Below are 13792 nucleotides of genomic sequence, written 5' to 3' on the forward strand. Positions count from 1 at the left end.
TACGGCAGACACCTCGCTTGTGCCCACCCGGCTCGGTCCACGGCGATGGTGGCATCATGCCCCTGTCTTGCCCGACGAGTCAAACGCGTTTCGTAAAATCCGCAACGAGCGGGACCCATTGCCAAGCCATTGATTCCGCGGGCACCGGCTACTGTGCATGGGGTTGTTTTCGCGCTTTTTGTCGATGGCCGGCTCAGCGGCCTAGAGAAACATGCCTGCCAGGTCGACCGTCGAGGACTTTCCGATCTGGTCGAAGTTTCGCGCCAGCCAGCTTCGCGCCGCCTCGCGGCCCTCGTCGCGCAGGCGACACAACAGGCTCCATTCGGGGTGGAACTGCGTGGCCGTGCCGAGCTGCGACATCAACTGGTCGTTGCCGATCCAGTGCATGTACATACGGCTATGCCTGTCGCTGTCGAGCTCGCCGTCGTCGATCAGCCGCGTGGCGAACGCGATCGCGCGCATCTCGCGCATCAGCGACGAATTGAAGCTGATCTCGTTGATGCGGTGGAGGACATCGGCTGCACTGGTCGGCAGCTCGTCGCGCCGGATCGCCGTGACCTGCACGATGATGACGTCGTGACTGCCCTTGCGGTAGATCAGCGGATAGATCGCGGGATTGCCGAGATAACCACCATCCCAGTAATGCTCGCCGTCGATCTCGACGGCCTGGAAATAGGGCGGCAGGCAGGCCGAGGCGAGCACGGTTTCCGCCGTGAGAAGCGGGCTCTGGAACACCTTGATCTTGCCGGTGCGGACGTTGGTGGCGTTGAGAAACAGCTGCGGCGCCTCGGGCGAGGAATTGAGCCGGTCGAAATCGACCACGCGCTCAAGCAGCGCGCGAAGCGGATTGAAATGAAAGGGATTGAGCAGGTTCGGCGGCAGCGTGTGCGTCAGCGTGTGGATGACGGCGTGGACCGGATGATATTCCGGCGGCAGCCGCAAGGCCTGGATCCACTGGTTGAGCGGCGAGAGCAGGTCGTACGTCATGTCCATGCGCGACACTTCGTACCAGAATGCATGCAGGCTCTCTCGCGCGGCCTCCGCGCCTCCGTGCGCCATGCCGGAGGCCATCGCGACCGCATTCATGGCGCCGGCACTCGTAGCGCTGATCGCCTCGATCGCGAGCCTGCCGTCTTCGAGCACCTGGTCGAGCACGCCCCAGACGAAGGCGCCGTGCGCGCCGCCGCCCTGGAGCGCGAAGTTGACCGTCTTGCGGTCCGCGGTCCGGTTGGCTGTCACTTTGCTTGCTTCTTGCCTCCCGTCCCCTCCTTCTCCAGCGCCTTGCGCACCTCCTTGAACTCTTCCAGCGAGGCCTTGTCGGCACGGGGGAAGCGCAAGTCGAGCTTTTCGAGCGCGGCATTGATCACCGAGCCGATCACGACGCGGGCGAACCATTTGTGATCGGCCGGCACCACGTACCACGGCGCATGGGCGGTCGCCGTGTGGCGGACGATGTCCTGATAGACGGCCTGGTAGCGCGGCCACAGCGCGCGCTCCTTGATGTCGTCCATCGAGAATTTCCACTGCTTGGCGGGATCCTCCAGCCGGTCGAGAAAGCGCTGACGCTGCTCGTCCTTGGACAGGTTGAGAAAGAACTTCAGCACCACGGTGCCGTTGCGGGAGAGGTAGCGCTCGAAGGCGGAAATGTCCTCGAACCGCTCCTTCCAGATGTTCTTGGTGACGAGCTTCTGCGGCAGCTTCTCCTTGGCGAGGATCTCCGGATGCACGCGCGTCACCAGGCACTCCTCGTAATGCGAGCGGTTGAAGATGCCGATATGGCCGCGCTCGGGCAGCGCGATGACGTGACGCCAGAGGAAATCGTGGTCGAGCTCCTTGCTGCTCGGCGCCTTGAAGGCTTGGACATTGCAGCCCTGCGGATTGATGCCCTCGAAGATCGCCTTGATCGCGGAATCCTTGCCGGCCGCGTCCATGGCCTGGAACACGATCAACAGGGACCAACGGTCCTGGGCGTAGAGTTTCTCCTGGAACTCGATCAGCCGCTTCTTGTTGGCGTCGAGAATTTCCTGCGCCTTCTCCTTGTCGAGATCGCCCTTCTCGTTGGTCTTGTGCGCCTTGAGGTGAAACTTGCCCGAGCCATCGTAGCGGAATGGCGTGATGTAGCGGTCAAGTTCCTGGGCGAGCGATCTGGACGGCTTCTTGTTCATGAGCGCGGGGCCCCTTGCGTTGCGGCTTCAGTCGGTCGAGCACGCTACCAAGGATGCCCTTGGGAAGGAATATGATGAAGAGCACCAGCAGCACGCCGTAGACGAGATTGTCCCAGCCGACCGCCTTGGTGCCGAAGCCGATGCGCAAGGTTTCCGCCAGCAGGATCGTGATGACGGCCCCGAAGGTCGGACCGAGCGAGACGAACAGGCCGCCGACGATGGCGGCAAACACCATCTGCAGCGACACCGCGATGCCGCTGACCGTGTCCGGCGTGATGAACATCTGGTACTGGCAGTAGATGGCGCCCGCGAGCGCCGTCATCAGCGCGCTGAGCAGGGTGATCTTCAGCTTCTCGGCGGTGACGTCGACGCCGGCGGCCGCCGCGGCGTCCTCGTCCTCCGAGATCGCCTCCAGCGCGTAGCGGCTCATGCTGCGGTCGACCCAGTGCCAGACCACGATGCCGAAAAGCCAGACCCCGAGCGCGATCAGGTACCAGGTCGTCTTGTCGTCGAATTGCAGCGCCAGCAGCTTGTTGCCCGAGGCCCGGTTCGGCGTGTAGCCGAGCGAGCCGCCGGTATAGTCACGTGTCGCGGTGATGACCTGGAGCACGATGCCTGACAGCGCCAGCGTCACCAGCACGAAATAGTGGCCGGTGATGCGGAAGCGGAAGCAGGGATAGCCGACGATCAGCGCCAGCGCACCCGCCGCAACCATGCTGATGGGAATGCCGATCCAGGGCGACCAGCCCAGATGATTCCACAGCAGCGCGGTGACATAGGCCCCGATGCCCATGAAGCCGCCGTGGCCGAGCGAGACCAGACCGAACCGTCCCATCATCGACCAGGACGTGTAGGCGAACGACCAGATCAGGATCAGCACCAGGATGTGCAGATGATAGGGATCGCGATAGACGAAGGGCAGCGCGACCAGCGCCGCCAGTCCCACCGCCCATGCTGCAAGCCGCCCCTGCCCCGTCATCGGCGCCTCGCAAGCAGGCCCGCGGGCCGGATGAACATCATGACGATGAAGAAGGCGAAGGCGAGCACATAACCCCATTCAAGGTCAGAGAACAGCCCGCCGAGCGAGATGATCTCGGCGAACACGAAGGCGGCGATGAAGCCTCCGATGAAATTGCCCAGGCCCCCGAGCACGCAGATCAGGAAGGTGATCGGCCCGAAGGAAAGGCCGACGAAGGGATGCACGTCGTATTGCAGCACCAGCAGGCAGGCGGCGAGGCCTGCGAGCGCGCCGCCGAGCGCCGAGGTGATGAGATACATTCTCTTCGTGTCGACGCCCATCAGCGCCATGATCTGCCGGTCTTGCGAGATGGCGCGGATCGCCGTGCCGGTGAAGGTGCGCGTCATGAACAAATAGACGGCGACCATGCCGACCAGCGCAGCGAGAAATGACAGAAGTCGTGCGTAACTGAAGTTCATGTCGCCGAAGGCGAGCACCGGCAGGCGGATGCCGAGATTGCGGAAGTCGATGCCGAAGGCGACGGTGGCAAAGCTCTGGAGCACGAACAGCACCCCGCCTGTCGCCAGCAGCTGATTGATCGGCGGCGCGGTGAGCAGCGGTGCGATCACGAGGTAGTGCAGCGCGGCGCCGAGGATCGCGACGAGCAAAATGGTGAACGGCGCCGCGATGAAGTAGCTGAGGCCGTAATACTGCACGATGAAATACATGGCGTACATGCCGATCATCACGAGCTCGGCGTAGCAGATCCAGGTCACATCGATGACGCCGAAGATCAGATTGAGCCCGAGGGCGAGGAGCGCCAGCACGCCGCCGAGCAGGATGCCGTTGATCACGGCCTCCAGCAGGTAGATGTCGAAAATGTCCAGGAATGCCTGCATGCCCCTGCCCGCCCCTCACACCCCGAGATACGCTTCCTTGACCGTGTCGCTCGCGAGCATCTCGGCCGAGGTGCCGGACGCCCGGATCGTGCCCGCCTCGATCAGATAGGCACGGTCGACCACGCGCAGCACCTGCTGCACGTTCTGCTCGACGATCAGCACCGTCAGCCCGCGGGCGCGGATCCGCTTCACCAGCTCGAACACCTGCTGCACCACGACCGGCGCAAGTCCCGCGGAGGGTTCATCGAGCAGCAGCAGTTTCGGATTGGACATCAGCGCGCGCCCGATCGCGCACATCTGCTGCTCGCCGCCGGACATGGTGCCGGCCATCTGGTGGCGGCGCTCCTTCAGGCGCGGAAACAGGTCGAACACCACCTCCAGACGCTCGCCATAGTGGCCGCGCGCCTCCTTCATGAAGGCGCCCATCTTCAGATTGTCGTCCACCGTGAGCTGTGGAAACAGCCGCCGGTTCTCCGGCACATGGGCAATGCCGAGGCTGACGATCTTGTGCGGCGGCGTCGCCACGACGTCGACGCCTTCCATCCTGATCGACCCGCGCGAGGGACGGATCAGGCCGGAGATGACGCGCATCAGGGTGGTCTTGCCGGCGCCGTTCGGGCCGATGACGCCGACGGCCTCGCCCGCCTTCACGTCGAGATCGACGTCGAACAGCGCCTGGAACGTGCCGTAGCCGGCGTTGACGGACCGCAGCTCCAGCATCGGCTAGCCTCCCGCGCGGCGGCGCGCTTCGGCGGCCGCGGCCTGCGTGGTCTCGGCATCGGTGCCGAGATAGACCTCGATGACGCGGGGATCGCCTGCGACCGCGCTCGGCAGCCCTTCCGAGATCTTCTCGCCGTGATCGAGCACCATGACGCGATCGACCACCCGCATCAGCACGCCCATGATGTGCTCGACCCAAATGATGGTGATGCCGAGCTCGTCGCGGATGTTGCGCAGCATGTCGGCGGCCTGGTCCATCTCGGTTTCGTCAAGGCCGCCGAGGCTTTCGTCGGCGAGCAGCAGTTTCGGCGCGGTGGCGAGCGCTTTCGCCAGTTCTAGCTTCTTCAACCCGGCAGCGCCGAGGCCATCGACGCTGGCATGGCGGTCGGTCGGCAGGCCGACCATGGCCAGCGACCGCTCGGCCGCTTCCTCGGCCTTGATGCGGCTGTGGCGGCCCTGGCCGTAGAAGCCGGCGAGCGCGACGTTCTCGAACATGGACAGGCGGCGGAAGGGGCGCGGAATCTGGAAGGTGCGGCCGATGCCGCGGTTGATGATCCGGTGCGGCGCGAGGCCCGCGATCTCGTGCCCGGCGAACAGGATCGATCCGGAGGTCGGCGCCAGCGTGCCGGAGAGCATGTTGAAGATCGTGCTCTTGCCCGAGCCGTTGGGCCCGATCAGGCCAAGGATCTCGCCCTGATCGACTTTGAACGACACGTTGTTCACGGCGGTGAAGCCGCCAAACCGCTTCACCAGCCCGCTGACTTCCAACACCAAAGTTCTCCGTTTCCTCGAATGTTGCGCTACTGGTTGCTGTAGGTGGTGCCCTTCGGCAGTGGCAGCACGGCCTCGCGCTGCGCCTGGCTCTTCGGCCACACCACAGAGGACTTGTCGTCGATATACTGGATCACGACGGGAAACGAGCGCTCGTTCTGGCCGGCCATGGGCGTGCCCTCGCCGTAGAATTTCACGCCGAAGCCGAGCATGGTGCCGCCTTCGGGGATGTCGGTGTCGAGCGCCGCCTTGCGCAGCGCGTCGGGATCGACCCCGCCATACTTTTTGATCGCGCGCGGCAGCACGTCGCTCATGAACACATAAGTGTTGGACGCGCCGATGCCGACATGGGCGGAGCGGATGGCGACGCCGGGCCTGATCTTGTCGAACTCCTCACCAACCATCTTGATCACGGGCGCAAGCTTCGGATCCATGGTTTTCTGGTTGGCGAGCCAGATCGAGATCGGGTCGGCGTTGAAGATGTAGGCGGCGTCCGCGCCCATGCCCTCCTTCAGCTTCTCATAGACGCCGTAGCCGGCGCCATGCCCCATCAGCGCGCCGAACTTCAGCCCCTGCTCGCGGGCCTGCCGCAGCAACAGCGTGATGTCGGGGTTGTAGCCGGTGTGGAAGATCACGTCCGGCTTGGCGCGCTTCAGCTTGGTCACCAGCGCGGAGAGATCCGGCGCGGTCGCCGAATAGCCTTCCTTCATCACGACGTTGAAGCCGGCCTTCTTCGCGCCCGCCTCGTTACCCCTGGAAACGTCGACGCCATAGGCGCCGTCCTCATGGATGATGGCGACGCGCAGATCCTTCGGCTCCTTGTCGAACTTGGCCTTGGCATTCTGGGCGATGAAATCCATCGTCATCATGCCGAACTGGTCGCCGCTCGCCTGCGGACGGAACACGTATTTGTAGCCCTTCTCGTTGAACACGGCCGACGAGATGCAGGTCGTCATCCACATGAACTTCTTGAGCTGCTCGACACGCGCGGCCACGGGCACGCATTGCGCCGATGAGAAGAAGCCGAGCACCATGTCGACCTTCTCCTGCTCGAGCAGGCGGACGGATTCGTTGATGGCGATGTCGGGCTTGCTCTGCGCGTCGGCGTAGACCGCTTCGATCTTGTAGCCTTCGACGCCGGTCTTGGCGAAATGGTCGAGGACGATCTTTGCGCCGACATAGTTGAGCTCGGAGCCGCCGCCCGCAAGGGGCCCGGTCAGGTCAAAAACGACGCCGATCTTGATCTTCTTGTCCTGAGCCTGGGCGGAGACTGCCAAGCCCGTCGCTGATATCGCGACCAACAGCCCCCGTACCAAGCGGGCAGCCATGCGCAGGCGCATCAAAACCTCCCTGGACTTTTGTGCATCGCATTCTTCTTGCTTTTGCTTTTTTGCCCATCACATGGGCTGCGCGCAGCGATGTCAAGCCTCGCGCGTCAGCGCGAGGCGAACTGCTGCGCGACGAAGGCCGTGACAAATCGCGGCATGGTCGGCGTGAGGTCATTCATCCCGCGCACGAGATGAATGGCCGACAATTCAGGTTCACTCTCGCGCGCGAGATTGGCTTCGATCCGGGCACGGATCGCCTCGCCCGGCACATCTAGGTTGAGGACCTGAATCATTGCAATCGAATGCCCGCTGACCACGCAGTGCCAGTCCGTTTCCGCGGCGTAGTCGGCCGCGGTCAGGCCAGTCTCCTCGGCGAGCTCGCGGACGACGCTGCCGGGAATATCGAGCACACCGTCCCTGACGTCGTCGAGATCGGGCGTGCCGGAGGGGAAATAGATGCGGCCGGCATTGGCGGTATGCTGCGCCATCTCGCCCATCACGAAGGCACCGTCGGAGGCGCGTAGCGCGCCCATGCCGAAGCCGTTGAACACGGCGGCGTCAGGGAAGCCCCAGTCGCGCCAGGCGAGGAAGCTCGCGAAATCGGTCTCGAAATAGGTCGCGGCGAGATGACCGTCCGTGAACACGGCATCGCGCCCGAGCAGGACGCGGCCGTTCCAGATCTTCGGCCGCTCGCGCTGCTTCTCGGCAAAGTGTGCCGCGATCTCGGCGCGCCGTTCCTCGGCGAACAGCCAGACAATCGGCCGCACGGCGAGATCAAGCGTCGTGACGCGATGAATGACCGGGGATGTCATGACGGATCGGTTACCACGCCTTCGCGTCAGTTATTTGGCGCTCCCCGTGGTCTTCTTGGCCTGCTCGACATACTTGTTGGTAAAGGTCTTGCTGACGTCGATCTTGGCGTTGGCGACCTCCGGCGAGCCGACGCTGAACACGGCGAGCACGGCGTCCGCGCCCTTCGGGTCCATCTTGCCGGTCTCGGAGAACATCGGGATCGTGTTCTTCAGCGCGGCGAGATAGAGGTCCTTGTTCTTGCCGACCGTCTCTTCCGGCATCTTCGCCATGATTTCCTCGGGCGAGTGCGAGTGAATCCAGGCCAGCGTGGCGAGGATCGCATTGGTGAGCGCCTGCGTCTCCTTCTGGTGGCCGTTGACCCAGGCCGCGGTCGAATACAGCGCGCCGCCCGGATACTCGCCGCCGAATGTCTCGAGCGTGTCCTTCTGGGTGCGGGTGTCGCTGAGAATGCGCAGATCCTTGTGGCTGCCCTGGAGCACGGTGACGGAGGGATCGAGCATCACGGCCGCATCAATCTGCCCCTGCTCCATCGCGGCGACGGCGGTCGCGCCGAGGCCGACGCCGATCACGGCAGTGCCGGCGGGATCGAGGCCATTCTTCTTGAGCATGTATTTGAGGAAGAAGTCGGTGGAGGAGCCGGGTGCGCTGACACCGACCTTCTTGCCGGCGAGATCCTTGATCGACTTGATTTCGTTCGTATGCGCGGGCGAAACCACCAGCACGAGGCCGGGATAGCGGTCATAGACCACGAAGGACTGGAGCTCCTGCTTCTTGGCCGCCAGGTTGACGCAATGGTCGAAATAGCCGGAGACCACGTCGGCGCTGCCGCCGAGCACGGCCTTGAGCGCGTCCGAGCCGCCCTTGAGGTCGACCAGCTCGACATTGAGGCCGGCCTTGTCGTATTCGCCGAGCTGCTTGGCCAGCACCGTCGGCAGATAGCACAGGCAGGAGCCGCCGCCGACCGCGATGGTCACCTTGCTTTGCGCCGCGGCAAGCGAGGTGGTGAGCGTCAGCGCGAGCAGCGCGCCGGCGAGCCTGGCAATCGTGTTCTTCATTGGTTTCCTCCGTTCGGCTGGCGGCACCATAGAGCAGCGGGACTGGCTTGAGAAGCACTGCCTAAGTGCGACTCGCCATCGGCCTTTCGGCGCAATAGCATGCCCAATCAAGAATAATTCCTGATGGGGAGGATCATCCATGAATCGCCTTGCTGCCGGACTGTCGATCGCCGCCGCCTTTGCCGCCGGATGCGGCGCAAACCAGTTGCTCCGGCCGGCACTGGCCGCCGAGAACATCACCGCGCAGATCATCCACACCGGCGAGATGGAAGGCGACGCCCTCGGGCCCGCCAACAATGTCGGCTTTCGCTCAAAAATGTTCGCAAGCGCCGACGGTGCCACCATCTCGATCCAGGTCGGCAATGTGCCCAAGCACCTGCATCCCAACACCAACGAGATCCAGTACATCCTGGACGGGACCGGGACGATCTGGCTCGGCGACAAGGAGGTCACGGTGAAGCCGGGCGACCTCGTCATCATCCCCAAGGGCACGCCGCATGGCGGCACCAAGCCGATCAGCGGCCAGGTCAAGGCGATCGCGATCAAGACGCCGCCGCAGGCGCCTGACGATACCAAGCTTCTGGATTAGGCTTTCACACTAACGGGGGCTCGCACGATGCGCGGGCCCCCTTATTGCGACTAGCCGCGCCCGTCCACGGTCGGCCGCCAGACCAACAGCCGCCGCTCGACGAGCGTCACCCCGTAGTCGATCAGGATGACGAAGGCCGACAGCACGAACATGCCGGCGAACACGCCGGCGACGTCGAACACGCCTTCGGCCTGCTGGATCAGATAGCCGAGGCCGGCCGCCGATCCCAGATATTCGCCGACGACGGCGCCGACCACGGCGAAGCCGACCGAGGTGTGCAGCGAGGAGAACATCCAGGACAGCGCCGACGGCCAATAGACGTGCTGCATCAATTGCCGCTCGCTCATGCCGAGCATGCGGCCATTGTCGAGCACGGTGCGGCTGACCTCCTTGACGCCCTGATAGACGTTGAAGAACACGATGAAGAACACCAGCGTCACGCCGAGCGCGACCTTGGACCAGATGCCGAGGCCGAGCCACAGCGCGAAGATCGGCGCCAACACCACGCGCGGCAGGGCGTTGACCATTTTCACGTAGGGGTCGAACACCGCGGCGACCAGCGGCTGGCGCGCGAACCAGAAGCCGACCAGGACGCCGCCGAGCGATCCGATCACGAAGGCGAGGATCGATTCCGCGAGCGTGATGCCGAGGTGCTTCCAGATCACGCCGGAAGCGAACCACTTCACGATCTGGCTGAACACGTCGAACGGGTTGGAGAAGAAGAAGGGTGGCAGCAGGATCTTGCCGAACACGGGCACAGTCGACAGCAATTGCCACAGCACAATGCAGACGACTGCGACCAGGACTTGCAGCGCAAGCAGCGTCGGGCGCGACATCAGACCGCCTCCGCCGCTTGAGTGGACTGCGCGTAGCCCTTCATCACCTCGTCCTTGAGCACACTCCATATCTCGCGGTGGAGCGCATGGAACTCCTTGTCCAGCCGCACTTCGAAGATGTCGCGCGGGCGCGGCAAGCTCACCCGCCAGTCGCCGATGATGCGCGAGGACGGCCCGGCCGACATGATCACGACGCGGTCGGCGAGCGCGATCGCCTCTTCGAGGTCATGGGTCACGAACAGCACGGCCTTGCGGTCGGCATTCCAGAGATCGAGCAGCAGATTGCCCATCACCTGGCGGGTCTGGGCATCGAGCGGCCCGAACGGCTCGTCCATCAGCAGGATCTTGGGATCGCGGATCAGGACCTGCGCCAGCGCCACGCGCTTGCGCTGGCCGCCCGAGAGCATGTGCGGATAGCGATTGGCGAAGGCGCCGAGGCCGACCGAGGTCAGCCATTTCTGCGCCCGCGGCAGCGCCTCGGCCCGCGGCGTGCCCTTGATCTCGAGCCCGATCGCGACGTTGTCGAGCGCGGTCTTCCAGGGGAACAGCGCGTCGGCCTGGAACAGATAGCCGGCATCCCGGTTCAGCCCCGCGAGCGGCCGGTCGAAGATCTTGACGCTTCCGGCGGCAGGCCTCAGCAGGCCGGCTGCGACGTTGAGCAGCGTCGATTTCCCGCACCCGGTCGGGCCGACGATGGCGACGAACTCGCCCTGCGCGACCGCAAGATGCGCCTTCTCCACCGCCGTATAGACCCGTCCGTCCCCCAGCCGGAACGCGACCTTGGCATCTTCCAGCGCCACTGCCGTGGGCGTTGTCATGTGTTCCCTCCGAATTTGGTCCGATGCCTTAACCGCTCGCGCGGCCAAGTTCAATCAACCCGCCAAGCGTGCTACGCATAGGTCTTGTCATCCCCTCCCTCCATGGGCGGGTCAGCGAAGTGAGCCCGCCCGATGCCGTCCCGGCCGATGATTGGCTATGCACACGTCACCAAAAGCTTCGGCTCCCTCAGGGCCGTGGACGATGTGTCGCTCGACATCGCCGAGGGCGAGTTTGTGGCCATTGTCGGCGGCTCGGGCTCGGGCAAGACCACGCTGCTGCGGCTCGCCAACCGGCTGATCGAGGCGGATGGCGGCACCATCACGGTCGAGGGCGAGGACGTGCAAAACGTCGATCCGGTCGCGCTGCGGCGCCGGATCGGCTACGTCTTCCAGAGCGGCGGGCTATTCCCGCACTTGAGCGTCGCCGACAATGTCGGGATCACACCGAAGCTGCTGGGCGAGCCGGGAGCGGCAATCGCAGCACGCGTCGACGAGCTGCTGGAGCTCGTGCAGCTCGACCGCGTCGCGCATCGCGACCGGTTGCCCGAGGCACTCTCAGGCGGCCAGCGCCAGCGCGTCGGCGTGGCGCGGGCGCTCGCGGCAAAACCCCGCATCGTGCTGATGGACGAGCCGTTCGGCGCGCTCGATCCCCTCACCCGCGATGCGCTCGGTGACGACTATCGTTCGCTGCATCGCAAGCTCGGCCTGACCACCGTCATGATCACGCATGACATGACTGAGGCGATCCTGCTCGCCGACCGCATCGCGGTGATGCACAGCGGCAAGCTGCTCGCGCAGGGCACGCCCGCGGAGCTCTCGAACAGCACCGACGCCTATGTGCTGGAACTGCTGCGCACACCGCGCCGTCAGGTCGAACGGCTGAACGCGCTGCTGTCACAGAGCGGTGCGGCATGAGCCTCTTCACCGATCCGCGCTGGAGCGACGCGCTGTCGCATCTTCCCGACTATCTCGGCAACCACGTGCGGGTGAGCTTGGCCGCGCTGGCGCTAGGCCTCGCCGTCAGCCTGCCGCTGGCGATCCTGACGCGCAACCGCCCGGCGCCGCGCGGCATCCTGCTCGCGCTCGCCAGCATCGTGCAGACCGTGCCAGGACTGGCGCTGCTCGCGCTGTTCTATCCGTTGTTGCTGGCGGCGGCGGCCCTGACGCTCGCCTGGTTCGGAATCTCCTTCTCGGCGTTCGGCTTCCTGCCGGCGATGCTGGCGCTGGCGCTGTATTCGATGCTGCCGGTGCTGCGCAACGGCATCACCGGGCTGAACGGCATCGACCCGGCGCTGATCGAAGCCGCTGAGGGCGTCGGCATGACGGCGCGGCAGTCGCTGGTCCTGGTCGAGCTGCCGCTGGCGCTGCCGGTGATGATGGCGGGCATCCGCACCGCCGCGGTCTGGGTGATCGGCACCGCGACACTCTCGACCCCGATCGGGCAGACCAGCCTCGGCAACTACATCTTTGCCGGGCTCCAGACCCAGAACTGGGTGTTCGTGCTGTTCGGCTGCCTTGCCTCCGCCCTGCTGGCGCTCGCGGTCGATCAGCTGCTCGGCCTGATCGAGGGCGGCCTGCGGCGCCGCAGCCGCCTGCGCACCGGGCTCGGCGCGGTCGGGATCGCGGCACTGGTCGCCGCGACGCTGGTGCCGACGATGGGCCGCTCGTCGCAGGGCTATGTCGTCGGCGCCAAGACCTTCGCCGAGCAATATGTGCTGTCGGCCCTGCTCAGGGATCGCCTCCAGGCGGCTGGCCTCTCGGCCACGGCGCGCTCGGGCCTCGGCTCGAGCGTGATCTTCGGGGCGCTGAAGGCCGGCGACATCGATCTCTACATCGACTATTCCGGCACGCTCTGGGCCAACCAGCTGCATCGCACCGACATCAAGCCGCGCGCCGAGCTGATCGCGGAACTGAAGACGGCACTCGCGAAGGAGAATATCACCCTGCTCGGCGAGCTCGGCTTCGAGAATGCCTATGCGCTGGTGATCCCGAAAAAGCGCGCCGAGGCGCTTGGCATCCGCACCATCACCGATCTCGCCGCGCACGCATCGACGCTGTCGATTGCCGCCGACTACGAGTTCTTCTCGCGGCCCGAATGGGCGGCGCTGCAAAAGGCCTACGGCCTTCAATTCCGCGCCCAGCGCCAGATGCAGCCGGACTTCATGTATGCAGCGGTCGCCAGCGGCGAGGTCGACGTCATCGCCGGCTACACCAGCGACGGGCTGATCGCGAAATACGAGCTCGTTGCGCTCGATGATCCCAGGCAGGCGATCCCGCCCTACGATGCGATCCTGCTGCTCGCACCCAAGCGCGCAGGCGACGAGCGGCTCAAGACGGCGCTGAACCCGCTGCTCGGCAAGATCGACATCGCCACGATGCAGGAAGCGAATTTGCGCGCCGCCGGCAACGACGCGGCCTCGTCGCCGGATGTGGTGGCGAAGTGGCTGTGGGAGAAGGTGGGCAGGCAGTAGGTCCCGCCATTTACTCGGTGTCGTCCTGGCGAACGCCAGGACCCATTACCCCAAGGCTTGGTTATGTTGACGGTACTAGCAGCTCACTCCACTTGATAGGTCACGCGGTATGGGTCCCCTGAGTTCACAAACGAAGTGCAACACTTCCAACTGGAGGTGTTGCCATGGGGCGGACTTACAAACAGCTCTCCCTTGACGATCGATGCGAGATTGCCCGCCTTTCGGCCAATGGCAACTCGGTCGGGCAAATCGCGGCAGCTTTGGATCGCCCGCCATCAACGATCTCTCGGGAGCTGAGGCGGAACCGTGGCAGGCAGGTCGGCTACAAGCCAAGCTATGCTCAGCAGCAGACCCGGGCGCGGCGCTGGA

The 13792-nt window shown here is 64.8% G+C and carries 15 protein-coding genes; 4 read left to right on the forward strand and 11 right to left on the reverse strand.

The genetic code is table 11. The features are described from left to right. Positions 1-201: 201 nt before the first annotated feature. The 9 genes from A3M7_RS0133905 to A3M7_RS0133945 all read right to left on the reverse strand — a co-directional run bounded on the left by A3M7_RS0133905 (position 202) and on the right by A3M7_RS0133945 (position 8709). The gene (locus A3M7_RS0133905) at positions 202-1239 is read right to left on the reverse strand and encodes a patatin-like phospholipase family protein (protein ID WP_027547891.1); all 1038 of its coding nucleotides are present in this window, start codon (positions 1237-1239) and stop codon (positions 202-204) included. Next, complete coding sequence (locus A3M7_RS0133910) at positions 1236-2165, reverse strand: polyphosphate kinase 2 family protein (protein ID WP_027547892.1); 930 nt, start codon at positions 2163-2165, stop codon at positions 1236-1238. The genes A3M7_RS0133905 and A3M7_RS0133910 overlap by 4 nt, the downstream gene beginning before the upstream one ends. After that, complete coding sequence (locus A3M7_RS0133915; RefSeq protein WP_027547893.1) at positions 2125-3144, reverse strand: branched-chain amino acid ABC transporter permease; 1020 nt, start codon at positions 3142-3144, stop codon at positions 2125-2127. The genes A3M7_RS0133910 and A3M7_RS0133915 overlap by 41 nt, the downstream gene beginning before the upstream one ends. Then, positions 3141-4022 (reverse strand): branched-chain amino acid ABC transporter permease, encoded by an 882-nt coding sequence (locus A3M7_RS0133920; protein ID WP_027547894.1) that lies wholly within the window; start codon positions 4020-4022, stop codon positions 3141-3143. Before A3M7_RS0133920 ends, A3M7_RS0133915 begins: the two co-directional genes overlap by 4 nt. Before the next feature lie 15 nt (positions 4023-4037). Then, positions 4038-4742, reverse strand: coding sequence for an ABC transporter ATP-binding protein (locus A3M7_RS0133925; protein ID WP_027547895.1), 705 nt, complete (start codon positions 4740-4742; stop codon positions 4038-4040). 3 nt (positions 4743-4745) lie between these two features. Next, the gene (locus A3M7_RS0133930) at positions 4746-5513 is read right to left on the reverse strand and encodes an ABC transporter ATP-binding protein (protein WP_027547896.1); all 768 of its coding nucleotides are present in this window, start codon (positions 5511-5513) and stop codon (positions 4746-4748) included. Positions 5514-5542: 29 nt separating this feature from the next. Next, positions 5543-6853, reverse strand: a complete 1311-nt coding sequence (locus A3M7_RS0133935; protein WP_027547897.1) for an ABC transporter substrate-binding protein — start codon at positions 6851-6853, stop codon at positions 5543-5545. A 95-nt stretch (positions 6854-6948) separates the two neighbouring features. Then, positions 6949-7653: a hypothetical protein gene (locus tag A3M7_RS0133940; RefSeq protein ID WP_027547898.1), complete on the reverse strand. Its 705-nt coding sequence runs from the start codon at positions 7651-7653 to the stop codon at positions 6949-6951. A gap of 30 nt (positions 7654-7683) precedes the next feature. Beyond that, complete coding sequence (locus A3M7_RS0133945; protein ID WP_027547899.1) at positions 7684-8709, reverse strand: ABC transporter substrate-binding protein; 1026 nt, start codon at positions 8707-8709, stop codon at positions 7684-7686. A 139-nt stretch (positions 8710-8848) separates the two neighbouring features. On the opposite strand from A3M7_RS0133945, the gene A3M7_RS0133950 reads away from it, so the two are divergent. Continuing rightward, a complete protein-coding gene (locus tag A3M7_RS0133950; RefSeq protein ID WP_027547900.1) occupies positions 8849-9298 on the forward strand; it encodes a cupin domain-containing protein in 450 nt (149 codons plus the stop codon). Between the two features lie 50 nt (positions 9299-9348). Here A3M7_RS0133950 and A3M7_RS0133955 read toward each other — a convergent pair whose 3' ends face one another. Both A3M7_RS0133955 and A3M7_RS0133960 read right to left on the reverse strand, forming a co-directional pair. Continuing rightward, complete coding sequence (locus tag A3M7_RS0133955; protein WP_027547901.1) at positions 9349-10134, reverse strand: ABC transporter permease; 786 nt, start codon at positions 10132-10134, stop codon at positions 9349-9351. After that, entirely contained in the window at positions 10134-10952 is an 819-nt protein-coding gene (locus tag A3M7_RS0133960) for an ABC transporter ATP-binding protein (RefSeq protein WP_027547902.1), read from the reverse strand. The genes A3M7_RS0133955 and A3M7_RS0133960 overlap by 1 nt, the downstream gene beginning before the upstream one ends. A 132-nt stretch (positions 10953-11084) precedes the next feature. Here A3M7_RS0133960 and A3M7_RS0133965 point away from each other — a divergent pair, with 132 nt between their 5' ends. From A3M7_RS0133965 to A3M7_RS47560, 3 genes are all read left to right on the forward strand, one after another. Then, complete coding sequence (locus A3M7_RS0133965) at positions 11085-11867, forward strand: ABC transporter ATP-binding protein (RefSeq protein ID WP_027547903.1); 783 nt, start codon at positions 11085-11087, stop codon at positions 11865-11867. Further along, entirely contained in the window at positions 11864-13423 is a 1560-nt protein-coding gene (locus A3M7_RS0133970; protein WP_027547904.1) for an ABC transporter permease/substrate-binding protein, read from the forward strand. Before A3M7_RS0133965 ends, A3M7_RS0133970 begins: the two co-directional genes overlap by 4 nt. A gap of 164 nt (positions 13424-13587) precedes the next feature. Further along, positions 13588-13792, forward strand: a 205-nt coding sequence (locus tag A3M7_RS47560; RefSeq protein WP_156937059.1) for a helix-turn-helix domain-containing protein, incomplete at its 3' end; no start/stop codon positions are given.

This window comes from Bradyrhizobium sp. WSM2254 (assembly GCF_000472645.1).
Taxonomy (GTDB): domain Bacteria; phylum Pseudomonadota; class Alphaproteobacteria; order Rhizobiales; family Xanthobacteraceae; genus Bradyrhizobium; species Bradyrhizobium niftali.